Genomic DNA, 21,837 nt, shown 5'->3' on the forward strand with positions numbered 1-21,837 from the left:
TGGGAATGAACGCTTGGCGCGCCCGATGGCCGACATTCGCCAGGTTTCGGAAGCGAACAATTGGAGCGCGCAAGAGATTAAGGCGATAGTAGAAGCTCGCTTCAATTTCGCCGTCTATGTGGCTATGCGCCACTGGAATTTCTTCCTATGCGAGCGCATATAGAGGCAACTGTAGATTCACCCCTTCTTGCAGGCAGGACGCATGCGCGACCCCTATGAGGTGCTGGGCGTTGCCAAGAACGCATCGGCCAAGGACATAAAATCGGCGTACCGGAAACTTGCCAAGAAGCATCATCCGGACCAGAATCCGAATGATCCCAAGGCGAAGGACCGTTTTGCCGCGGCCAACCAGGCCTACGAGATCGTCGGCGACGAGAAGAATCGCGCCGCGTTCGATCGCGGCGAGATCGACGCCGACGGCAAGCCGCGTTTCCAGGGTTTTGAGGGCGCTGCCGGTGGCGGTGATCCCTTCGCCGGGTTTCGCCGGCAGCAAGGGCCTGGCGGTTCGCGATTCGAATTCCGCTCGGGCCGTCCGGGCGGCGATCCGTTCGACGGCAACAGCGATATCTTCAGCCAGATTTTCGGCGACGCCTTTTCGGGCGCGCGCGGCCCCGGCACGGGCGACCGCCGCCAGCAGGCCACCGCCGCCGATCTGAACGTGACCCTCGACGTCACCATCGAGGAAGCGGCGACCGCCGAAAAGGTGACGGCGATGTTTCCAGACGGCCGCAAGGTGGCGGTCAAGCTGCCGGCCTATGTCGAGGACGGCCAGACCATCCGGCTGAAGGGGCAAGGCGAGCAAGGGCCGGGCCAGCCGGGCGATGCGCTGGTCAAGATTCATCTGCGCCGGCATCCGCGCTACCGCATCGAGGGCCGCGACCTGCATGCCGATCTGCCGGTGACGCTGGCGGATGCGGTGCTCGGCGCCAAGGTTCCCGTCGAGACGCCGACCGGCAAGCTGGCGGTCAACGTTCCCGCCTGGTCGAGCTCGGACAAGGTCCTGCGGTTGAAGGGCAGGGGTCTGCCGGAGAAAGCCGGCGGCCATGGCGATCTCTATGCCCATGTGCGGATCATGCTGCCGGAAGGCGGCGATAGCGCGCTCGAAGCGCTGTTGCGCGGTCAAAAAGGCTGATTGGCGGCTTTTGTCCCCCGAACTGTCCGGTTTGAACGCTTGAAGGGGCAGTGTGCCTGTGCGATAGGGCACTCCACAAAGCTGAAAATCTTGCGGAGAGCGCTGACATGGCGGGTGGACAGGGCCTTATGGCCGGCAAGCGCGGCCTTATTCTTGGCGTCGCCAACAACAGATCGATCGCCTATGGCATCGCCAAGGCCTGCGTCGACCATGGCGCCGAGATCGCGCTCACCTATCAGGGCGAGGCGTTCAAGAAGCGTGTCGAGCCGCTGGCGGCGGAACTCGGCGCCTTTGTCGCCGGCCATTGCGACGTCACCGATCCGGCGAGCCTGGACGAGGTTTTCGCCAATGTCGCCAGGCATTGGGGCAAGCTTGATTTCCTCGTCCACGCCATCGCCTTTTCCGACAAGGACGAGCTGACCGGCCGTTACGTCGAGACGACGCGCGACAATTTCCTGCGCACCATGGACATTTCGGTCTATTCCTTCACCACCATTGCCAAGCGTGCCGAGGCGCTGATGACCAATGGTGGCTCGCTGCTGACGCTGACCTATTATGGCGCCGAAAAGGTGATGCCGCACTACAACGTCATGGGTGTCGCCAAGGCGGCGCTCGAGGCCAGCGTGCGTTATCTGGCCGTCGACCTCGGCGCCAAGAAGATTCGCGTCAACGCCATCTCGGCCGGCCCGATCAAGACGCTTGCCGCATCCGGTATCGGCGATTTCCGCTACATCCTGAAATGGAACGAATACAATTCGCCGCTGAAGCAGACGGTGACGCAGGAGGAAGTCGGCGATTCCGGCGTCTATTTCCTGTCCGATCTGTCGCGCGGCGTCACCGGTGAGGTGCATCATGTCGATTCAGGCTACCACGTCGTCGGCATGAAGGCGGTCGACGCCCCGGACATTTCGACGGTCAAGGACTGACACCCACGAACCGTCGTCCGTCCAGACCTCGTACCGGAAGACCTGATGTACCCGCTGGTTTATATCGTGCGCCACGGCCAGACCGCGTGGAACGCCGAATCCCGGCTTCAGGGGCAGGCCGACACCGACCTCAATGCGCTTGGCCGCGAGCAGGCGACCGGAAACGGTCATCGGCTGGCCGAGTTGGTGCAAAATCCCGCGGATTTCGATTTCGTCGCCAGCCCAATGAAGCGGACGCGCGAAACGATGCAGCGCATCCGCACCGCGATGAAGCTCGATCCGGATGGCTATCGAACCGATCCTCGCCTGGTGGAAGTCAATTTCGGCGATTGGCAGGGTTTTACCTATGCCGAGCTCAAGACGCAGTATCCAGGGGCGCGCCGGACACGCGCGCTGGACAAATGGAACTTCCAGCCGCCCGGCGAGGGCGCGGAGAGTTACCAGATGCTGCTCGAACGGGTGAAACCCTGGTTCGAGGCGATCCAGCGCCAGACGATCTGCGTAACGCATGGCGGGGTCATGCGGGCCCTGTTTCGCTTCGTGGAGGGGATGGCGGAGAACGAGGCAGCAAACCTGGAAATACCGCAGGATCGCGTGCTCAGGCTGCAGGGTGAACGCCTGGAGTGGCTGTAGCTGGAAAGGTTATTCATCCGAGATTGGTTTAGAAGGTTCCCAATTCTCGACCCCATCCGTCCCGGAAGAACGTCTCATTCGATGTAGGTCACCACACCCGTTTCAAGATCGTAGATTGCCGCGACGATCTTCAGCTTCCCGGCCCCGGTGAGATCGGCCAGGAGCTTGCTTGAAACGGCCAGGCGCCTCAAAGTCCTGCGCGCGCTCTCCTTGGCGGCGTTGTCTACGAAATCGCCCGCCTCGCTCCGCACCGCGATCGCCGCAGGCAGGATCGGTTCGATCATCGGGCCGATCGCGCCCGGATAGGTCGCGTTCTTGGTGACCACGTCACAAGCCGCCTTGACGGCACCGCAGCTCGTGTGCGCGAGGACGACGATCAACGGCGAGCCGAGCACCGCCGCGCCGTATTCGACCGTGCCGAGCGTCGCCGTGTCGACGAGATTGCCAGCGTTCCGCGCGACGAACAGTTCTCCAACGCCTTGGCCGCCGAAGATCAACTCAGGCGGAACGCGACTGTCGGCGCAACTGATGACCGTGGCCCATGGCGCCTGATGCCCGGCGACAGCCTTCCGCTGCGCGGCAAGGTCGATCGAGCACAGTTCCGGGTGGCTGACATAGAGTTCGTTGCCGGATTTCAGCGCGGCGAGCGCTGCATCGGGGGACAATGCCGGCGCAGCACTCTCTGCCGCACGCGCCGACCACGAAGCGCCGCCAAGCCCGATCGCAAGGAGCCCCGCGCCGACCTTGAGGAAACCCCTCCGGTCGACCCCTTCGCGCTCGCAGTCGCTGCACATTGTTCGGCTCCGCCCCGGATCTCCGATATTGTTCGAGATCCACCCGAGCCGACATTGCTACCAACGGAAGGCATTGGCAAGGGCCAGCCCTCGCCCGGCGCGTCCAAGCTGTTTAGAAGGTGGCCGATTCCGGCCTTGTCGGACTCTGGCTGTGCGGAGCTGGAAAGCTCTTATTCGGTGTCCGGCAATTCCATGTCGGTGACGATGTTCTCGCCATTGGTCTCATCGTAGGCGAGGACGACATCCATGCCCGGCTTCAGCGCGTCGAGATCTGTCTCGGCATTCAGCTTGTAGGACTTGCCGTCATCCAGCGTCAGCGTCGCCGTGTCCTTGTCGATCTTCTTGATCAGGCCTTCGGTCTGGCCGGCGAAAGCGGCGGTGGAAAGCAGCAGCGTGGCGGCGACGGCGCCAATCAGGGTACGCATAATCGTTCCTCTTTTGTCATTGCACCGGCATGGCGGCGGCAGGCGATGGCTGACTGATGGAAGAGAGCAGAAACCAACCGAATGTGTCAAAACTAAATCCGCCAGATCACAGTTTGACCCCTGTGAAAAACGCCAATAGAAGGCAGACTGCAGCGCCGCGCGTCAACTTGGAGCGCAAGAGACGCTGTGGCACTTTTTGATTTGCGCATGATCCTTTCCGAAAATCGCTTCGATTTTCGGGTCATGCGCTAAGCCGGCTCCGACGCCGGGCAGGGTCATTTTATGTCTCACAACACGTTCGGCCACCTTTTCCGCGTCACCACCTGGGGCGAAAGCCACGGCGCCGCACTCGGCTGCGTGGTCGACGGCTGTCCGCCCGGCATCCGCTTTACCCTCCGGGACATCCAGGCCGATCTCGACAAGCGCCGGCCGGGCCAGTCACGCTTCGTCACCCAGCGCCGCGAACCCGACGAGGTGAAGGTGCTGTCGGGCTTCGTGCTCGATGAGGACGGCGAGACGATGATCACCACCGGCACGCCGGTGTCGATGATGATCGAAAATGTCGACCAGCGCTCGAAGGACTATGGCGAAATCGCCCGCCAGTACCGGCCGGGCCATGCCGATTACACCTACGACGTCAAATACGGCATACGCGACTATCGCGGCGGTGGCCGCTCCTCGGCCCGCGAGACGGCGGCAAGAGTCGCGGCCGGAGCGTTGGCACGCAAGGTGGTGCCGGGCATGGTGGTGCGCGGCGCCCTGGTCTCGATGGGCGAAAAGTCCATCGACCGCGCCAACTGGAACTGGAATTTTGTTGGCGACGCGGAAAATCCGTTCTTCACGCCCGATCCGGCTTCCGTTCCCGTCTTCACGCAGTATCTCGACGGCATCCGCAAGGCGGGATCGTCGATCGGCGCGGTGATCGAGATCGTCGCCGACGGCGTTCCGGCAGGCCTCGGCGCGCCGATCTACGCCAAGCTCGACCAGGACATTGCCTCCGGCCTGATGTCGATCAATGCCGTCAAGGGCGTCGAGATCGGCAATGGTTTTGAGGCTGCCCGCATCACCGGCGAACAGAATGCCGACGAGATGCGCATGGGCAATGACGGCAGGCCGGTGTTCCTGTCCAACAATGCCGGCGGCATCCTCGGCGGCATCTCGACCGGCCAGGCGATCGTCGCCCGTTTCGCCGTCAAGCCGACCTCGTCGATCCTGACGCCGCGCAAGTCGATCGACAAGGACGGCCACGACGTCGAGATCATGACCAAGGGCCGTCACGATCCATGCGTCGGCATCCGCGCCGTGCCGATCGGCGAGGCGATGGTTGCCTGCGCCATTGCCGATCACTATCTGCGTCATCGGGGACAGACAGGGCAGGGAATAGGCAGTAGGCATTAGGGCTTACAGATACCGCCATTTTTTGCTTTTCCCTACTCCCTTACTGTCCTATTCCCTACTCCCTGCGAGCGAAGCGAGCTTTTATGCCTTACGACCAGAAGAAAATCGTCGAAGCCCTGCGCGCTTTCGAACGCGGCGAGATCGTCGTCGTCATGGACGATGACGGGCGCGAGAACGAGGGCGACCTGATCGTCGCCGCCGTCCATTGCACGCCGGAGAAGATGGCGTTCATCATCCGTCACACCTCCGGCATCGTCTGCACGCCGATGCCGCGCGAGGAGGCCAAGCGGCTCAACCTGTCGCCGATGGTCGCCGACAATGATTCCGCCCACACCACCGCTTTCACCGTCAGCGTCGATTTCAAGCACGGCACGACGACAGGCATTTCGGCCGAGGACCGCACGCTGACCGTGCGCAATCTCGCCAACGGCAATGTCGGCGGCTCGGATTTCGTCCGTCCCGGCCACATCTTTCCGCTGATCGCGCGCGAGGGCGGCGTGCTGATGCGTTCGGGCCATACCGAAGCCGCGGTTGACCTGTGCAAGCTCGCCGGCCTGGCGCCGGTCGGCGTCATTTCGGAACTGGTCAATGACGACGGCACCGTCAAGCGCGGCCCGCAGGTTTCGGCCTTTGCCGAGGAGCATGGTCTCAAACAGGTTTCGGTCGCCGACCTCATCGCCTACCGGCAACGCAAGGAAACGCTGGTCGAGCGCGTGGCTTGCTCCGAAATCGACACGCTTGGCGGCAAGGCGCAGGTCTTCACCTACACGCTGCCGTGGGACTCCATGCATCACGTCGCCATTGTCTTCGGCGACATCCGCGACGGCGAGGAGGTGCCGGTGCGCCTGCATTCCGAGGATGTGGTGACCGACGTGTTCGGCACCAGCCACCGGCTCGACGCCATCATGAAGGCAATGGGCGAGCGCAGGCGTGGTGTCATCGTCTATCTGCGCGAAGGCTCCGTCGGCGTTGCCCACCAGGAACGCAAGCGGCCGGCTTCGACCGACCGCGAGGATCACGAAGAGGCGCGCCGCCGCGAAAACGAATGGCGCGAAATCGGCCTCGGCGCGCAGATCCTGAAAGATCTCGGCATTTCCTCGATCAACCTGATCGCTTCACGCGAGCGCCACTATGTCGGTCTCGAGGGTTTTGGCATCCACATCGCCAAGACCGAGATTCTCTGACGAGGTAAGTGCCGCGAAGCGCCTGGCCCGTTCGAACCAGGCGCTTCGGGGTTCATTCCGCGGGAACGGCGGCCGCTTCGCACCCGTCCAGGTCGCACTCAGGCGTGGCAAGGCTGCGCTGGCCAAGCAGGACCGTGGCCAGTGCGATTGTGCCTGAAGCCACCGACACCCAGAACCCGTTCTGCGCGCCGAACGCGTCGACCACCGAGCCGGCCGCGAACGAGCCCAGCGCCATGCCGATGCCGATCCCGGTAGTCACCCAGGTGATGCCCTCGGTCAGCATCGCTTCCGGCACATGCCGCTCGATCAGGCCGAATGCCGTGATGAAGGTCGGCGAGATCGCCACGCCGCTGAGGAAGACGGTCAAGGCCAGCAGAGGCACCGTGCCGGCGGAGAGCGGCAGCAATGTGCTGAGCGCGATGATGGCGATCGCGATAGCCAGCTGGCGTTGCAGCGGTGCTTTCAGATTGAGCGCGCCGACGATGATGCCGAGCACGAACGATCCCAGCGCGTAGACGCCGATGACGAGGCTCGCGGCGCCGGGTTGGCCAAGCTCCTTGGTGATCGCCACGGTGCTCACTTCCGTCGTCGCGAAGGTCGCGCCGATGAAGATCAGGGCGAAGGTGATGATCTGCACCGGCCGCAGGCGAATTGCCGAGCCGCGCGAACCATGTTCCACCGGTCGCACTTGCGGCTCGGTCGAACGCTGCAGGATGAACGCCGTCGAGCCGAAGGCGAGGAACACTGTGCTTGCCAGCATTCCCGCTTCCGGGAACAGGGCGGCACTCAGGCCGACCGACAGCGATGCGCCGGCAATGTAGACCAGCTCGTCCGCCGCCGACTCGAAGGCGAATGCGGTATTCATCTCCGGCCGCCCGCGAAAAATCTCGGTCCAGCGTGCGCGCACCATTGCCGGGATGCTGGGCATCGCCGCGGCCAGCAGCGCCGACACGAACAGCGTCCATACCGGCCAGTCCTGATTGGCCGCCGCAATCAGGACCGCGAAAGCGAGCACGGAGATGATGGTGGTCGGCACCACGATCCGTGTCTGGCCAAGGCGGTCGACCAGCCTCGATATTTGCGGTGCCACGAAAGCATTGCCCAGCGCGAATGTCGCGGAGACCGCGCCGGCCAGCCAGTATTCGCCACGCGTCTGCGACAGCATTGCCACGATACCGATCGGCGCCATCGCGATCGGCAGGCGGGCCATGAAGCCCGCAGCTGCAAAGCCCTTGGCGCCGGGGGCGCGAAAGATTTCCGAATAGGGATTTTGCATGTCCGGTTCCTCGACAAAGGCAGGTTCGACAATTACATACGAAGCGTATGATTGTTAAATAGATCATACGTCGCGTATGTCAATTGGCATACGAGGCGTATGTTAATAAGGCCAGAAGCCATGCACAAACCTCGCAAGGAGATGATTGCCGAGACGCGCGGCAAGCTGATCGCGGCGGCCCGCCATGCCTTCGGCACGATCGGCTATGCCGAAGCCTCGATGGATGATTTCACCGCGTCGGCCGGGCTGACGCGCGGCGCGCTCTATCATCATTTCGGCGACAAGAAGGGACTGCTGCAGGCGGTCATCGCCGAAATCGACGGCGAGATGGCTGCTCGGGTGACCGAGGTCGCGTCGAGAGCGCCGACCCGCTGGCAGTATTTCGTCGACGAATGCACGACCTATATCGAGATGGCGTTGGAGCCGGAAATCCAGCGCATCATGTTCCGGGATGGCCCGGCCATGCTGGGCGATCCGGCACAATGGCCGAATGCCAATGCGTGCATCGCTTCAATGACCGGTCATCTGACGGCGCTGCAGGAGGAGGGAGTGGTCGTCTCCAGCCTCGACCCCGAGACGGCCTCGCGGCTGATCAACGGCGCGAGCAGTCAGGCGGCGCAACGGATCGCCAATTCGAATGACCCCGAAGCGACGTCGAGGAAGGTGGTGACGGCGTTCAAGCAGCTGCTTGAGGGTCTGCTCAAAAAGCCGGATCCGCAGCCGAACTGAAGTCCCCACCGGCGACCTGGAGCCACTGCCCGCGATTGACAATAGCCGGTTTGAGCGCATCCTTTCCCGCCATCTCTTAGGGGGAGATTCGGGGCATGTGGGATTTCGATATCGGCAGGTCGGTGTCCATCATGATGCGGACCTGGCCTTTCATTGTCTTTCGCATGATCGTCTATTTCGGCATCACGCTGGCCTATATCGTGGCGACCGGGACGGGCGCCTCGGTTGGCTACGGCGTCGGTCATATCTCCACCGATCCCGACGGGCCGCTGTCCTTTGCCTTGTGGGGCGGCGTGGTCGGCTTCGGCGTCGTCTCGATCGCCGTCTACTGGATCCGCGAATACATCCTTTACGTCGTCAAGGCCGGCCATATCGCCGTCATGGTCCATCTGATCGACGGCCGCGACATTCCCGACGGCCAGAACCAGATTGCCTACGCCAGGGACATCGTGACCCAGCGTTTTGCCGAGGCCAACATCCTTTTCGTCGTCGACCAACTGGTCAAGGGCGCCATCCGCGCCATTACCGGCCTGATCGGCGGCATCGCCGCCTTCCTGCCGATACCGGGCCTGAGCGGCCTGGTCAGCTTCATCAACACGGTGATCCGCCTGTCGCTGACCTATGTCGACGAGATCATCCTCGGCTACAACATCCGCATCAATTCAGCCTCGCCGTTCGAGACGGCCCGGCAAGGCGTCGTGCTCTATGCCCAGAACGGCAAGACCATGGTCAAGAATGCCGTCTGGCTGGCGGTCATCATGTGGGGCGTGTCCTTCGTCATCTTCCTGTTGATGCTGGCTCCGGCCGGCGCCATTCTTTTCCTCATGCCCGGCCAGCTCGCCGGCTGGGCCTTCGTGCTCGCCATCGTCTTCGCCTGGGCCTTCAAGGCAGCCTTCATCGAACCCTTCGCCATCGCCTGCCTGATGCAGGTCTATTTCGGGACCATCGAGGGCCAGGTGCCCGATCCCGCCTGGGACGCCCGGCTGGCCGAGGCGTCGTCGAAGTTCAGGGAACTCAAGGACAAGGCGCTGGCCTCCTTCGGCGGCTCGCGCTGGGGCACGGCCGGCGCGACAGGCTGACCAGCCGCGGTCGCCGGTGCGGCATCGGCGCCGTTGAGGCGCGCCACGGTCGATTTGAGCGGCGCTTCGCCTTGCCCGGAAAAGGTCTCGCTCATGATCAGCTCCGGCAGCGGCAAGCGGCGTCCCCAGCCGTGTGCTTCGAGATCCGGTTTCGGCGCGAACTCTGAGACGCGGCCGACGCAGAGATAGGCGACCGGCGTCACATGCTCGGGAATTGACAGCAGGCTTTTCAACGCCTGCGCCTCGATGATGCTGACCCAGCCGACACCGACGCCTTCGGCGCGCGCCGCCAGCCAGAAATTCTGCACCGCGCAGACCGTGCTGTAGAGGTCCATCTCCGGATTGTGCCAACGTCCCAGCGGCGAACCCTTCGAGCGCTGGCGGTCGCAAGTGATGCAGATGTTGAGCGCGCTTTCGCAGATGCCTTCAAGCTTGAGTTTGCGGTAGAGCGCCTGCCGCTCCTCTCCGATGGCCGGCAATTCCTGCTCGCGCGCCGCCAGGAACAGGTCGCGCACTTTTTCCCGTCGTCCGGCGTCGCGAATGACAATGAAGTTCCATGGCTGCATGAAGCCGACCGATGGTGCGTGATGAGCCGCAAGCAGCAGCCGCGCCAGCACGTCGTCGTCAAGCGCGGTGGGCAGGAAATGGCTGCGGACATCGCGGCGCGTGAACACGGCGCGATAGACCGCATCGCGCGCACTCTGGTCAAACCCGTCGCCAATAGAGGCGGTCATGTGTTCGGGCATCGCGTGTCCCCTTGCGATTGCAATCCATTTCATCCGCCTGACCATGCGGATGACGATGCCTGCCAGGCCGGTCTTCTGGCTCGGGATCAACCCGCGTCCGGTGCCTTCCCGTCATCGACAGTGGCATTTACCGGCGCGGTCCCCCTCACAGCGTTGGGCACGCCACGGAATTCAACCGTGTTCCCGATTCTCCCGCTTGCGCGGGCACCAGGCAGTGGCGGCGACCTTACGCCGAAGTGCTGAGGACGCCAATGCCCGCAGCGACACCAAAGGACGCAGGCGTGATTTTCCCCCAGTCATTGCGTCGGCGCGCATGGCCATTGCGCCCATAGATGCCTAGATTAGGACAATGGTCACTCGTCTCTACACCATCCGATCTTCCTCGAACACATCACGCCGCCCGGCCATCCCGAGCGGCCCGACCGCTTGCGCGCCATTGAACGCGTGCTTGACGACGAGGCTTTTGCCGCGCTCGATCGGGTCGAGGCGCCGGAGGGCGACGACGCCACCATCCTCTACGCGCATCCCGCCGATTTCGTCGCCCGCGTCCGCGCCGCCATTCCCGACACCGGTATCGCCCGCATCGACGCCGACACCACCGCCAGCCCGAAGAGCTGGCAGGCGGCGATAACCGCGATCGGCGCCGCCAACGCCGCCGTGGATGACGTTTTCACAGGCCGCGCCGACAATGTCTTCGTCGCCGCGCGGCCGCCCGGCCATCATGCCGAAAAGACCACGGCGATGGGCTTCTGCCTCTTCAACACGGCGGCGATCGCGGCGCGCTATGCGCAGAACAAACATGGCGTCGAGCGCGTTGCCGTCGTCGACTGGGACGTGCATCACGGCAACGGCACGCAAGATATTTTCTGGGACGATCCGTCGGTGCTCTATTGCTCGACGCACCAGATGCCGCTCTACCCCGGCACCGGGGCAAAGAACGAGACCGGTGCCGGCAACATCGTCAACGCACCTTTGGCGCCACAGACCGGCAGCGAGGTTTTTCGCGATGCTTTCCTGTCGCGTGTGCTGCCGGCGCTCGACAATTTCGCCCCCGACCTGATCATCATTTCGGCCGGTTTCGATGCGCATCACCGCGATCCGCTGGCCGAGATCAACCTGACCGAGGATGATTTCGACTGGGCGACCGGCCAGCTGATGCAGCGCGCCACGCGCCACAGCGGCAACCGGCTCGTCAGCCTGCTCGAGGGTGGCTACGATCTGCAGGGACTGGCATTTTCGGTCGCCGCCCATGTCGGGCGACTGATGAAAGGATGAATGATGGCTGGTGAGACCAACGAAGACGTCAAGGCGATGAGCTTCGAACAGGCACTCGACGCGCTGGAGAAGATCGTCGATGATCTGGAGCGCGGTGACGTGCCGCTCGACCAGTCGATCAGGATCTATGAGCGCGGCGAGGCGCTGAAAGCACACTGCGACCGGCTGCTGAAGGCCGCCGAGGACAAGGTCGAGAAGATCAGGCTGTCGCGCGATGGCAAGCCGGTTGGAACAGAGCCGCTCGACGCGGACTGAGGCGCGATCCGCACGATGGTCTCGACTCACCGGCTTTTGGACATGATCATGGTCGAGGATAGCAGCCGTCCCGATTGAAACGGCTTCAGGACAAGAGAAGGTTCGGAAACGATGTGCAGAAACATCAAGACCCTGTTCAATTTTGATCCGCCGGCAACCAATGACGAGGTGCGCGACGCCGCACTTCAGTTTGTCCGCAAATTGAGCGGAACGACGCGGCCTTCAAGGCAGAACCAGCACGCCTTCGATCATGCGGTCGAAGCCATCGCGGCATCGGCGCGTGAGCTTCTCGATTCCCTCGAAACCCATCAGCATCCTCGCAATCGCGAAGAGGTGGCGGCCAAACTGCGGGCGAAGGCGGCGATCCGCTTTGCCTGATGCGGCCGAAGCGGTCCTCGACCGCTGACAAGGAGAGTCCATGAGCTTCTTTCCCGGGAAAGACCCTGAAGTCGGCGACGCCTTTGCCAGCGACCAGATCGAGCTGATGGTCATCCCGAACGCCAAGGACATTGGCGGTTTCCAGGTGCGCCGCGCTCTGCCGACCGCCAAAAGGCGGCTGGTCGGGCCTTTCATCTTCTTCGACCGCATGGGCCCGGCGATCCTGCGCGCGGGCCAGGCGCTCGATGTGCGTCCGCATCCGCATATCGGTCTGTCGACGGTCACCTATCTGTTCGACGGCAAGATCCGGCATCGCGATTCGCTCGGCACCGAAATGGTCATCCAGCCCGGTGACGTGAACCTGATGACCGCCGGTCGCGGCATCGTCCACTCCGAGCGCACGCCGGAGGAACTGCGCGGCGCGCCGATGTCGGTCTCCGGCCTGCAGACATGGCTGGCATTGCCGGACGGCAAGGAAGAAGTGGCTCCGGTGTTCGAGAACACGGCTGCTCTGCGGCTCCCCGAGATCGACGCCGAAGGCGTCAGCGGCCGCGTCGTCATCGGTGATTTCCAGGGACTGCGGTCGCCGGTGAGGGCCGACTCCGAGACGCTGTATGCCGATATGCGTCTGGCACCCGGTGCAAGTGTGAAAATCCCGGCCGATGCGGAAGAGCGCGCCATCTACACGCTCGAAGGCGAGGTCTCGATTTCAGGCGACGTTTTCCCTGCTGAACGCTTGTTGGTGTTCCGGCCCGGTGACGAGATCGTCGTATCGTCGGAAACCGGCGCGCATTTCATGCTGTTCGGCGGTGCCTCGCTCGGCTCCAAGCGCTACATCTGGTGGAATTTCGTCTCGTCCTCCAAGGAGCGCATCGAACAGGCCAAGGAAGAATGGAAGACGGGCCGCTTCGATATCGTTCCTGGCGATGAGGAAGAATTCATCCCGCTGCCGGAAAGCTGATGCAAGTCGCCCAAAAGTGGCCCGGTTTTGGGGCCTAAAGCCTGATCCGCGTCACTGACACGCATTTACTTTCGCCGGCCGCCGGCCTATCCCGCCCATGAACAGAAAGCCTGAGCAGGCCTACCCGTGAATTCAACGCCGCATACGCCGCTTCTCGACAAGGTCCGCATCCCGGCCGACCTGCGCACGCTTGCCGAGAGCGAATTGCCGCAACTGGCATCCGAGCTTCGTGCCGAGCTGATCGACGCCGTGTCACACACCGGCGGCCATCTTGGCGCCGGCCTTGGCGTGGTCGAGCTGACGGTGGCGCTGCACTATGTCTTCAACACCCCGGATGACCGGCTGATCTGGGATGTCGGCCACCAGGCCTATCCGCACAAGATCCTGACCGGCCGCCGCGACCGCATCCGCACATTGCGCCAGGAGGGCGGCCTGTCCGGCTTCACCCGTCGCGCCGAGAGCGAGTACGATCCCTTCGGCGCCGCCCACTCCTCGACATCGATATCGGCGGGCCTCGGTATGGCCGCTGCTCGCGACCTCTCCGGCGGCCGCAACAATGTCATCGCCGTGATCGGCGACGGCGCCATGTCGGCCGGCATGGCCTACGAGGCGATGAACAATGCCGGCGCGCTCGATGCCCGGCTGATCGTCATCCTCAACGACAACGACATGTCGATCGCGCCGCCGACCGGTGCGATGAGCGCCTATCTGGCGCGACTGGCCTCGGGCAAGACCTATGTCGGCCTGCGCGACTTCGGCAAGAAACTGACCTCCTATCTCGGCAAGCGCGCCGACCGTGCGATCACCCGGGCGGTCGAGCATGCGCGCGGCTACGTCACCGGCGGCACGCTGTTCGAGGAGCTCGGCTTCTATCATATCGGCCCGATCGACGGTCACAATCTGGAGCATTTGATCCCGGTCCTGAAAAATGTCCGCGACAATGGCGAAGGCCCGGTTCTGATCCATGTCGTCACCCAGAAGGGCAAGGGCTATGCGCCGGCGGAAGCCGCCGCCGACAAATATCATGGCGTCAACAAGTTCGACGTCATCACCGGCGCGCAGGCCAAGGCGCCGGCCAATGCGCCGGCCTACACCAAGGTGTTCGCCGAAAGCTTGGTCCAGGAAGGCCGTGAGGACGACCGCATCGTCGCCGTCACCGCCGCCATGCCTAGCGGCACCGGCCTTGACCTGTTCGGCGAAGCGTTTCCGTCGCGGACCTTCGATGTCGGCATCGCAGAACAGCACGCGGTGACCTTCGCCGCCGGCCTCGCCACCGAAGGTTACAAGCCGTTCGCCGCGATTTATTCGACCTTCCTGCAGCGCGCCTACGACCAGGTCGTCCACGACGTCGCGATCCAGAAATTGCCGGTGCGTTTTCCGATCGACCGCGCCGGCTTCGTCGGCGCCGATGGCGCCACCCATTGCGGCGCCTTCGACACCACTTTCCTGGCGACCTTGCCTGGGTTCGTCGTCATGGCCGCGGCTGACGAGGCGGAGCTGCGCCACATGGTGCGCACCGCGGCAAGCTATGATGACGGCCCGATCGCCTTCCGCTATCCGCGTGGCAATGGCGTTGGTGTCGACATGCCGGAGCGCGGCGCGGTCCTCGAAATCGGCAAGGGCCGCATCGTCAGGGAAGGCACCAAGGTAGCACTGCTGTCCTTCGGCACGCGGCTGCAGGATTGCCTGATCGCCGCCGAGGAGCTTGGCGCGGCCGGGCTTTCCACCACGGTTGCCGATGCCCGTTTCGCCAAGCCGCTCGACGAGGATCTTATCCGCCGGCTGGCCCGCTCGCACGAGGTCCTGGTGACGGTAGAGGAGGGCGCCGTCGGCGGCTTCGCCAGCCACGTGCTGCAGTTCCTCGCCCATGAGGGCTTGCTGGAAAGCGGCCTGAAGGTGCGCCCGCTGGTGCTGCCCGACGCGTTCACCGACCACGCCAAGCCGGAAAAGATGTATGCCGATGCCGGGCTGGATGCCGCCGGCATCGTGCGCACGGTATTTGTCGCCCTCGGCCATACAGCCCGCGCCCAGCGCGCCTGAATCAAAGTCTCAGGGGCTTCAATCAGTTTGCCGGCTTGACGTCTTAACGCATTGTTAACGCTGCCGTTTGGCGCTTTGCTTACCGTGTCTCTTGGCCGTTTTTCAACGGCGCCCTGCTAGATCGGTGATCAGGCAGGGAGACAAACAATGAGAACGCTTCTGTGCGGCGTGGCGCTTTCAGCGGTCATCGTCGCGCCGGCCGTCGCCGAAACGCGCTATGATCGCAGCCTTGAAAAGGCGGCCATGGGCATCATCGCCGGCAAGATGGGCGATATCCGCGGCGGCTTTTCCTACAAGCAGGTGCCGCAACTGGTCGTCCTGCCGGATCCTGTTCCGGCGCCTGCGGTTGCGACCGAGCATCCACGTGAGCAAGCTTCGGGAGATCGCGATGACGGTTTGGCTCCAGCCGTCGATCGCCAGGTTTCGCGTACCATTTTCTAGTGCATGTCGCCCAAAAGTGCGCAGTGGTTTTGGGACAACGACATGCACAAGACAGAGACTTAAAGCGCGTCGCGATTAAAACCACATGTCGCGCACACAGCGGCCGTCGCGCGGCAAGTCGTCGTAGGTGTCCAGGCCATCGAAATGGTCGATCGGCAAGTCGGCGACGGCATCCGGCGGTGCAAGCCTTACATTGACGGCGATTCGTGTGCGGCCAGAGGCATCGGAGCTCAAGCCGCGCCAGGCGAGCAGGCAAGCGCATGTAGGACAGAACAGAATCTCGAGCGAGGGCGTATCTTTTCCAGCGCGGGTATAGCGCTTCACTGGTCCCGCAACGCGGATGCGTTCGTCGACATAGTCATAAGCCCAGAGCACGCCATAGCGACGGCAAAGCGTGCAGCTGCAGGCGGTGATCGGCCCGGGATCGCCCTCCAGGGTCCAGTGGGCTGCACCACAGTGGCAGGTTCCTGTTAGCATCCGGCCCTCGCATTCGGATAAACGGCGCCCCTCCTCAACATTGTGCCGGGTTGATGCGATACCCGCAAGCGGTGCGGCGGCTTGGTGTGTTCGCTCGCTTTTCGACGATGTTCCTGGTCCCGCCCCAATATCCTTGCCTTCGCGACGCGCTTTCGCCATGAAGGCCGATGAACTCGCCTCTGCCTGCCAACACACGCCAGCGGCTCGACGACCTGCTCGTCCAGCGCGGACTGTTTGCGAGCCGCTCGCGTGCCCGCGACGCGGTCGAACGTGGCACGGTGAAGGTTGACGGCGTCCTTGCCCGCAAACCCGGCCAGAACGTTTCGCCGCAGTGCCTGATTGCCATCGATGATCCGGCGCAAGGTTATGTGTCGCGCGCGGCGCTCAAGCTGATTGGCGGGCTCGACCATTTCGGCCTCGATCCCGCCGGCCGTGAAGCACTCGACATCGGCGCCTCGACCGGCGGCTTCACCCAGGTCCTGCTCGAGCGCGGCGCGGCCCATGTTACCGCCATCGATGTCGGGCATGGCCAGATGCATCCTGATGTCGGCCGAGACCCGCGTGTGACTGTCATCGAGGGCCTGAACGCTCGCGATCTCACGGTCGCCGATCTTGGCGGCCGGATCCCGGATTTCATCGTTTCCGACGTCAGCTTCATTTCGCTGAAACTGGCGCTGCCGCCGGCGCTTGCCATTGCGAAGGCTGGCGCCGGCGCCATGTTTCTGGTCAAGCCGCAATTCGAGGCGGGCCGCGAAGCGATCGGCAAGGGCGGCCTGTTGAAGGATCCCTACGATGCCGCCCGTGTCGCCGGCGTGCTGCAGGATTGGCTGGACACCGTTCCAGGCTGGCGCTCGCTCGGACTTCATCTGTCGCCGATCGAAGGCGGCGACGGCAACCGTGAATTCCTGCTCGGTGGGATCAAGGATCGATGAGCGCGCGCTTCAGCATCAGGAAACTTGGCGCCCAGGGCGACGGCATCGCCGAGACCGAGAACGGCGACCTGTTCATCCCTTTCACATTGCCCGGCGAGGTCGTCACCGCCGCGCGCGAAAGGGATCGCGCCGCACTGATGGCGGTGCTGGAAGCTTCGCCGCTGCGCATCGATCCGGCCTGCCGCCATTTCACCGAATGCGGCGGTTGTGCGCTCCAGCATTTCGAAGCCGAAGCCTATCGCCAATGGAAACGCGAAAAGGTGGTGCACGCCTTGAAGGGCATCGATTGCGACATCGGCGAACTGGTCGCCTGCGCACCGCACACGCGCCGCCGTGTCGTGCTCGCCGCCCGGCGCACCGATACAGGCATGCTGCTTGGGTTCAATCGTCATCTGTCGCCGGAAATCATCTCGATATCGGAATGCCCGATCTCGCTGCCCGAGATCGTCAGCGCGTTCGATCGGCTGAAGGGGCTCGCCGAACTGGTTTGCGCCACCACCAAATCGTTCCGGCTGACGGTCACCGTGACCGGTTCGGGCCTTGATGTCGCGGTTCACGAATCCGGCAAGCTCGGCGAACACCAGCGCCGCATCGCCGCCAATTTCGTCATTGCGCAAGGTTTCGCCAGACTGTCCATCGATGACGAGATCATCATCGAGCCAAGGAAGCCTGTGGTCATGTTCGGCGGCGTCGCTGTCGCCGTGCCGCCGGGCGCTTTTCTACAGGCGACCGAGGCCGCCGAACAGGCGATGGCCGATATCGTCGGCGGGCATCTGAAGCGTGCCAAGAAGGTCGCCGATCTTTTCGCCGGCTGCGGCAGCTTTGCCTTGCGGCTGGCGGTGAAGTCGGAAGTCCATGCGGTCGAAGGCGACGCGGCCGCACTTTCGGCGCTCGACCGGGGCTCACGCTTCGCCACCGGCCTGAAGCGGGTGACGGGCGAACGCCGCGACCTGTTCCGCCGGCCGCTGACGTTCAAGGAATTGAATGGCTTCGACGGCCTGGTGTTCGACCCGCCACGCGCCGGCGCCGAGGACCAGTCGAAGCAGCTCGCGCGCTCGGATGTTCCGTGGGTGGCCGCCGTGTCCTGCAACCCGGTCACGCTAGCCCGCGATCTGCGCATTCTGCTCGACGGCGGCTACATCCTGAAAAGCGTGACGCCGATCGACCAGTTCCTGTGGTCGCCGCATGTCGAGGCGGTGGCGTTGCTGGAGAAGCCGAAACGGCGGCGGTAGCCGTAGCTCCTGCTAGCTTGGCGACAGTCGTTTCGACGTGCCGCCCCGTTGGTTGATCGACACCCATGTGTTTGGGTTCTGCTGGGACGGGCGTTTGAGGAAGTAATAGTCCGTCGCATTCCAAGGTCTGATCTCATTGACCAGATTGTCCAGGACAAGATCGCCCTTGTCGGTTTTCACCGTCAGGATGGTATGGCCTTTCATTGTCCAGGTCGCGCTTTCCTAATGTGGATTGTGTTCACTTCAAGGTGCCGACAGGCTTCAGCTGGAAAACGCCGGCTTTGGCCCAGGCCCGGTCGAGGTCACGGAACGTCGCGACGCCCGACGCCGCCGAAATGCCGGCGCTGGTGAGGATGACAAGGTTGGAACTGGTATGCATTACCTCGGCGGCGGCTGAAGGGACGCTTTCGCGACCACAACAACCGGCGCGGCCGATCAATCAAACCCTGGTGCCACCCACCGTCATCTGGTTCATGCGCAAATGCGGTTGGCCGACGCCGACCGGCACGCCCTGTCCGGCCTTGCCGCACATGCCGATGCCGGTGTCGAGCTTCATGTCGTTGCCGACCATTGAAACGCGGTGCATGGCGTCAGGTCCGTTGCCGATCAGCATCGCGCCCTTGATCGGTTGCGTCACCTTGCCGTTCTCGATCATGTAGGCCTCGGTGCAGCCGAACACGAATTTGCCCGAGGTGATATCGACCTGGCCGCCGCCGAAGGACACGGCATAGATGCCGTTCTTGACCGAGGCGATGATTTCCTCCGGCTCCATGTCGCCCGCCGTCATGAAGGTATTGGTCATGCGCGGCATCGGCTGGTGCGCATAGCCTTCGCGCCGGCCGTTGCCGGTGGCCTTCATGCCCATCAGCCGGGCGTTCTGGCGATCCTGCATGTAGCCGACCAGTTTGCCATCCTCGATCAGCACGTTGCGGGCGGAAGGCGTGCCTTCGTCATCGACGGTGAGCGAGCCGCGTCGCTCCGGCATGGTGCCGTCGTCGACGACGGTTACCCCCTTGGCGGCGACCTGCTGGCCCAGCAGGCCGGCGAAGGCCGAGGTCTTCTTGCGGTTGAAATCGCCTTCCAGTCCATGGCCGACGGCTTCGTGCAGCATGACGCCCGGCCAGCCGCTGGACAGCACGATATCGAAGGTGCCGGCAGGCGCCGGGATCGCCTCGAGATTGACCAGCGCTTGCCTGAGCGCCTCCTTGGCGGTCGTGCTGCCAGCTCAAGCAGCATCTCGAGCACTCAGGCATAAGCACATTGACCGTTCAGCGATCATCGGGACGCCTCGTGGTCTCGGGGATGATCCCGAATGACAAGAGTGGGCGTCTGGACTGAAACGCAATCCTGGTTCGACCAGGCGTTCGGCGCGCACATTGCCCTCGTCTCCAACGTCATGACCGGCAACGCGGAGCTGGCTCCGCGCCTGACGCTGCAGGCAATCTGGTACGGCGAGCGGCCTTACGTCATCGCGGCCGACGGTGCACGCTACCACGAAGGTGCCTTCACGAATGACGGCTGGACGATAAAGCATATCGGCGAGACGGAACTTGTCCTGACCAAGGGCGGCGCCACGGTCGCGCTGAAATATCCGTGAGCCGCCGGCTTGAAGGGCCGCGGTTCGACACGGCAAGGGTCGACGGCCGCGAGGTCCGACAGGCCGAAGGCGTACGCGGTCAATCGATCAACCGGCGACGGATGAATGGCGCCGACAAGGCCGCAAACCGTGCTCAGGGGACGAAGTCCGCCACTGGTACGGAAAAGCCAGACACCGCGGAATTCCAGCCCTCTGCGGGTGCGGCCGGGGAATCGCTCGACGAGATCCTCAGCAATTTCGTCATGCCCGGCATTCCCGAGCCAGCCATCCTGCGTCGCTCCGTGCCAATTCTCCAGCATTTCATAACGAACCTGGTCCCTGACCTTGAGGGTGGCGAGCAACTCAAGACACTCGCCAGAACGCTGATGGAGGATGAGATAGAGCGCCATCGCGATCTGCTTGGTCGCATGCAGGAAGGGATCGAAATCTGACCGACCCGCATGACACGGTGCATCTGCTGCACGTCCTGGGCTATCTCTACGGGTGTCACGGGCAGGCAAAGCGGGGCGCGGCGTACCTGCTTATCGCCACACAGCTCTCGCCGGGGAAACGCCGGCGTCCTCAGGACATTGGCTCATCTGCTCATACTCGATGGCGAGGCGGAAAAGGCCCTTGCCACGATTGCCAGGCTGGAGACGTTGGAAGGCATGGATCACCCGGCGCTTGCATTGCTGAAGAGCCGCGCCTTGCTCGTGGCCGGGCGCAAGACGAGGCGCGCAGTGCCTTGCTGAGCTTCCTGTCGCAACGAGGTGTTGAATGACCATATCGGAGCGACTTCTGCAATTCCTGGCCAGGCTGTCACGCCGCAGCGATCTGGTCATTGCCCTCCCTGTTGCTCGTCGCCGTGGTGATGATGCTCATTCCATTGCCGACATTCCTCGTCGACATTCTCATCACCGCGAATATCGCCATCAGCGTGCTGATCCTGCTGGCTTCGTTTTACGTTTCTCATCCGCTCCAGTTCTCGTCGCTGCCGTCGGTCATCCTCATCGCCACCTTGTTCCGGCTGGCCATCACGATCACGACCACGCGACTGATCCTGCTCCAGGCCGACGCGGGGCGACATCATTACCGCCTTTGGCACCTTTGTCGTCGGCGGCAGTATTGCGGTGGGCCTGGTCATCTTCCTGATCATCACCGTCGCTCAGTTCATCGTGGTTGCGCGGGGTGCCGAACGCGTCGCCGAGGTCGCCGCGCGCTTCACGCTCGATGCGCTGCCGGGCAAGCAGATGAGTATCGATGCCGAGCTGCGCAACGGCGACATCGATCATGCGGAGGCACGCCGTCTGCGCCAGCAGCTGGAGCGTGAAAGCCAGTTGTTCGGCGCGATGGACGGCGCCATGAAGTTCGTCAAGGGCGACGTCATCGCCGGAATCGTGATCATTCTGGTCAAACCTTGTCGGTGGTTTCGCCGTCGGAACGCTGCAGCACGATATGTCCCTGGGGGACGCGGCTGCCACCTACTCGCTGCTGACCGTGGGTGACGGGCTGGTGGCGCAGATACCGGCACTGCTCGTCGCCGTGGCTGCCGGTACGATGGTGACGCGCGTCGGCAGCGCCGACGGAACGGGAGACCTTGGACAGCAGATAACCAGTCAGCTGCTGCGGGACGCCCGAGCGCTGGCGCTTGCTGCGGTGATCATGGTCGGCCTTGCCATGGTGCCGGGCTTCCCCGCCATCGTGTTCCTCATCCTTGGCGCCTGCTTCGGAGCGGGCGCCTACGCAATCAATCGCCGCACGGCCCAGGAATCCGAACCCAAGGACATCGGCCAGATCGCGACGCCCGAACCAGGGAATTCCACCTCGCTTTCAGCAATCCCCACCGGAACACTGCCTCCTTCCTATCGCGTCGTCGTACGCTTCGGAATCGAGCTCGGACGCTCGATCCCCGAGCCCGAATTCGCCGCGCTCGCCGACGACGTGCGCC

Annotated in this window: 25 protein-coding genes, 4 pseudogenes and 1 riboswitch; of the genes and pseudogenes, 21 read left to right on the forward strand and 8 right to left on the reverse strand. The window is 63.5% G+C overall.

Annotation, left to right across the window (positions count from 1 at the left end; genetic code table 11):
• Positions 1 to 202 precede the first annotated feature (202 nt).
• The 3 genes from ACFSQT_RS02905 to ACFSQT_RS02915 all read left to right on the forward strand — a co-directional run bounded on the left by ACFSQT_RS02905 (position 203) and on the right by ACFSQT_RS02915 (position 2,691).
• Positions 203 to 1,132 carry a DnaJ C-terminal domain-containing protein gene (locus ACFSQT_RS02905; protein WP_379016921.1) on the forward strand — a complete coding sequence of 310 codons (930 nt, stop codon included), beginning with the start codon at positions 203 to 205 and terminating at the stop codon, positions 1,130 to 1,132.
• A gap of 107 nt (positions 1,133 to 1,239) precedes the next feature.
• Positions 1,240 to 2,058 (forward strand): enoyl-ACP reductase FabI, encoded by an 819-nt coding sequence (gene fabI, locus ACFSQT_RS02910; RefSeq protein ID WP_352600354.1) that lies wholly within the window; start codon positions 1,240 to 1,242, stop codon positions 2,056 to 2,058.
• A 45-nt stretch (positions 2,059 to 2,103) separates the two neighbouring features.
• The gene (locus tag ACFSQT_RS02915; RefSeq protein ID WP_379016919.1) at positions 2,104 to 2,691 is read left to right on the forward strand and encodes a histidine phosphatase family protein; all 588 of its coding nucleotides are present in this window, start codon (positions 2,104 to 2,106) and stop codon (positions 2,689 to 2,691) included.
• Positions 2,692 to 2,765: 74 nt separating this feature from the next.
• On the opposite strand, the gene ACFSQT_RS02920 is transcribed toward ACFSQT_RS02915, so the two are convergent.
• Positions 2,766 to 3,485: a carbonic anhydrase gene (locus tag ACFSQT_RS02920; RefSeq protein WP_379016918.1), complete on the reverse strand. Its 720-nt coding sequence runs from the start codon at positions 3,483 to 3,485 to the stop codon at positions 2,766 to 2,768.
• A 170-nt stretch (positions 3,486 to 3,655) separates the two neighbouring features.
• Positions 3,656 to 3,910, reverse strand: a complete 255-nt coding sequence (locus ACFSQT_RS02925; protein ID WP_379016917.1) for a DUF1344 domain-containing protein — start codon at positions 3,908 to 3,910, stop codon at positions 3,656 to 3,658.
• Positions 3,911 to 4,192: 282 nt separating this feature from the next.
• On the opposite strand from ACFSQT_RS02925, the gene aroC reads away from it, so the two are divergent.
• Both aroC and ribB read left to right on the forward strand, forming a co-directional pair.
• The gene (gene aroC, locus ACFSQT_RS02930) at positions 4,193 to 5,308 is read left to right on the forward strand and encodes a chorismate synthase (protein ID WP_379016916.1); all 1,116 of its coding nucleotides are present in this window, start codon (positions 4,193 to 4,195) and stop codon (positions 5,306 to 5,308) included.
• Positions 5,309 to 5,391: 83 nt separating this feature from the next.
• Positions 5,392 to 6,492: a 3,4-dihydroxy-2-butanone-4-phosphate synthase gene (gene ribB, locus ACFSQT_RS02935; protein ID WP_379016915.1), complete on the forward strand. Its 1,101-nt coding sequence runs from the start codon at positions 5,392 to 5,394 to the stop codon at positions 6,490 to 6,492.
• Positions 6,493 to 6,544: 52 nt separating this feature from the next.
• On the opposite strand, the gene ACFSQT_RS02940 is transcribed toward ribB, so the two are convergent.
• Complete coding sequence (locus ACFSQT_RS02940; protein ID WP_379016930.1) at positions 6,545 to 7,768, reverse strand: MFS transporter; 1,224 nt, start codon at positions 7,766 to 7,768, stop codon at positions 6,545 to 6,547.
• A 120-nt stretch (positions 7,769 to 7,888) separates the two neighbouring features.
• Between ACFSQT_RS02940 and ACFSQT_RS02945 the strand changes: the two genes are divergently transcribed.
• Together ACFSQT_RS02945 and ACFSQT_RS02950 are read left to right on the forward strand one after the other, a co-directional pair.
• Complete coding sequence (locus ACFSQT_RS02945; protein ID WP_379016914.1) at positions 7,889 to 8,497, forward strand: TetR/AcrR family transcriptional regulator; 609 nt, start codon at positions 7,889 to 7,891, stop codon at positions 8,495 to 8,497.
• 95 nt (positions 8,498 to 8,592) lie between these two features.
• A complete protein-coding gene (locus ACFSQT_RS02950; protein WP_379016931.1) occupies positions 8,593 to 9,576 on the forward strand; it encodes a hypothetical protein in 984 nt (327 codons plus the stop codon).
• A 116-nt stretch (positions 9,577 to 9,692) separates the two neighbouring features.
• On the opposite strand, the pseudogene bluB reads toward ACFSQT_RS02950, so the two are convergent.
• A pseudogene (gene bluB, locus ACFSQT_RS02955) lies at positions 9,693 to 10,367 on the reverse strand (5,6-dimethylbenzimidazole synthase); the annotation flags it as partial.
• Between the two features lie 3 nt (positions 10,368 to 10,370).
• Positions 10,371 to 10,549, reverse strand: a riboswitch (cobalamin riboswitch).
• A gap of 122 nt (positions 10,550 to 10,671) precedes the next feature.
• On the opposite strand from bluB, the pseudogene ACFSQT_RS02960 reads away from it, so the two are divergent.
• The 6 genes and pseudogenes from ACFSQT_RS02960 to ACFSQT_RS02985 all read left to right on the forward strand — a co-directional run bounded on the left by ACFSQT_RS02960 (position 10,672) and on the right by ACFSQT_RS02985 (position 15,672).
• A pseudogene (locus ACFSQT_RS02960) lies at positions 10,672 to 11,597 on the forward strand (histone deacetylase family protein).
• 3 nt (positions 11,598 to 11,600) lie between these two features.
• Complete coding sequence (locus ACFSQT_RS02965) at positions 11,601 to 11,852, forward strand: exodeoxyribonuclease VII small subunit (protein ID WP_013532792.1); 252 nt, start codon at positions 11,601 to 11,603, stop codon at positions 11,850 to 11,852.
• Between the two features lie 111 nt (positions 11,853 to 11,963).
• A complete protein-coding gene (locus ACFSQT_RS02970; RefSeq protein WP_379016910.1) occupies positions 11,964 to 12,230 on the forward strand; it encodes a DUF2277 domain-containing protein in 267 nt (88 codons plus the stop codon).
• A gap of 40 nt (positions 12,231 to 12,270) precedes the next feature.
• Positions 12,271 to 13,191 carry a pirin family protein gene (locus ACFSQT_RS02975; protein ID WP_379016908.1) on the forward strand — a complete coding sequence of 307 codons (921 nt, stop codon included), beginning with the start codon at positions 12,271 to 12,273 and terminating at the stop codon, positions 13,189 to 13,191.
• A 126-nt stretch (positions 13,192 to 13,317) separates the two neighbouring features.
• Complete coding sequence (dxs, locus tag ACFSQT_RS02980) at positions 13,318 to 15,231, forward strand: 1-deoxy-D-xylulose-5-phosphate synthase (RefSeq protein ID WP_379016906.1); 1,914 nt, start codon at positions 13,318 to 13,320, stop codon at positions 15,229 to 15,231.
• A gap of 147 nt (positions 15,232 to 15,378) precedes the next feature.
• Entirely contained in the window at positions 15,379 to 15,672 is a 294-nt protein-coding gene (locus ACFSQT_RS02985) for a hypothetical protein (RefSeq protein WP_379016904.1), read from the forward strand.
• A gap of 75 nt (positions 15,673 to 15,747) precedes the next feature.
• On the opposite strand, the gene ACFSQT_RS02990 is transcribed toward ACFSQT_RS02985, so the two are convergent.
• A complete protein-coding gene (locus ACFSQT_RS02990) occupies positions 15,748 to 16,149 on the reverse strand; it encodes a GFA family protein (protein WP_379016903.1) in 402 nt (133 codons plus the stop codon).
• A 167-nt stretch (positions 16,150 to 16,316) separates the two neighbouring features.
• Between ACFSQT_RS02990 and ACFSQT_RS02995 the strand changes: the two genes are divergently transcribed.
• On the forward strand, positions 16,317 to 17,081 hold the full coding sequence (locus ACFSQT_RS02995) for a TlyA family RNA methyltransferase (protein WP_379016932.1): 765 nt from the start codon (positions 16,317 to 16,319) through the stop codon (positions 17,079 to 17,081).
• Entirely contained in the window at positions 17,078 to 18,313 is a 1,236-nt protein-coding gene (locus tag ACFSQT_RS03000; protein WP_379016902.1) for a class I SAM-dependent RNA methyltransferase, read from the forward strand. The genes ACFSQT_RS02995 and ACFSQT_RS03000 overlap by 4 nt, the downstream gene beginning before the upstream one ends.
• Positions 18,314 to 18,325: 12 nt before the next feature.
• On the opposite strand, the gene ACFSQT_RS03005 is transcribed toward ACFSQT_RS03000, so the two are convergent.
• The 3 genes and pseudogenes from ACFSQT_RS03005 to ACFSQT_RS03015 form a co-directional block, all read right to left on the reverse strand.
• Positions 18,326 to 18,517 (reverse strand): transglutaminase-like cysteine peptidase, encoded by a 192-nt coding sequence (locus tag ACFSQT_RS03005; protein ID WP_379016900.1) that lies wholly within the window; start codon positions 18,515 to 18,517, stop codon positions 18,326 to 18,328.
• A gap of 34 nt (positions 18,518 to 18,551) precedes the next feature.
• Positions 18,552 to 18,692 carry a hypothetical protein gene (locus tag ACFSQT_RS03010; RefSeq protein WP_379016898.1) on the reverse strand — a complete coding sequence of 47 codons (141 nt, stop codon included), beginning with the start codon at positions 18,690 to 18,692 and terminating at the stop codon, positions 18,552 to 18,554.
• A gap of 60 nt (positions 18,693 to 18,752) precedes the next feature.
• Positions 18,753 to 19,539: pseudogene (locus tag ACFSQT_RS03015) on the reverse strand (metallopeptidase TldD-related protein); the annotation flags it as partial.
• 86 nt (positions 19,540 to 19,625) lie between these two features.
• Between ACFSQT_RS03015 and ACFSQT_RS03025 the strand changes: the two are divergent.
• The 6 genes and pseudogenes from ACFSQT_RS03025 to ACFSQT_RS03050 form a co-directional block, all read left to right on the forward strand.
• A complete protein-coding gene (locus ACFSQT_RS03025) occupies positions 19,626 to 19,910 on the forward strand; it encodes a SctD/MshK family protein (RefSeq protein ID WP_379016933.1) in 285 nt (94 codons plus the stop codon).
• Positions 19,911 to 20,011: 101 nt separating this feature from the next.
• On the forward strand, positions 20,012 to 20,341 hold the full coding sequence (locus tag ACFSQT_RS03030; protein WP_379016934.1) for a hypothetical protein: 330 nt from the start codon (positions 20,012 to 20,014) through the stop codon (positions 20,339 to 20,341).
• A 138-nt stretch (positions 20,342 to 20,479) separates the two neighbouring features.
• On the forward strand, positions 20,480 to 20,641 hold the full coding sequence (locus ACFSQT_RS03035) for a hypothetical protein (protein WP_379016935.1): 162 nt from the start codon (positions 20,480 to 20,482) through the stop codon (positions 20,639 to 20,641).
• 122 nt (positions 20,642 to 20,763) lie between these two features.
• A pseudogene (locus ACFSQT_RS03040) lies at positions 20,764 to 20,904 on the forward strand (FHIPEP family type III secretion protein); the annotation flags it as partial.
• A 115-nt stretch (positions 20,905 to 21,019) separates the two neighbouring features.
• Entirely contained in the window at positions 21,020 to 21,394 is a 375-nt protein-coding gene (locus ACFSQT_RS03045) for an FHIPEP family type III secretion protein (protein WP_379016936.1), read from the forward strand.
• The coding region (locus tag ACFSQT_RS03050) for an FHIPEP family type III secretion protein (RefSeq protein ID WP_379016937.1) at positions 21,345 to 21,837 on the forward strand (493 nt) is incomplete at its 3' end. The genes ACFSQT_RS03045 and ACFSQT_RS03050, both read left to right, overlap by 50 nt.

Origin of the sequence: Mesorhizobium calcicola (genome assembly GCF_042682105.1) — a bacterium.
GTDB lineage: Bacteria > Pseudomonadota > Alphaproteobacteria > Rhizobiales > Rhizobiaceae > Mesorhizobium > Mesorhizobium calcicola.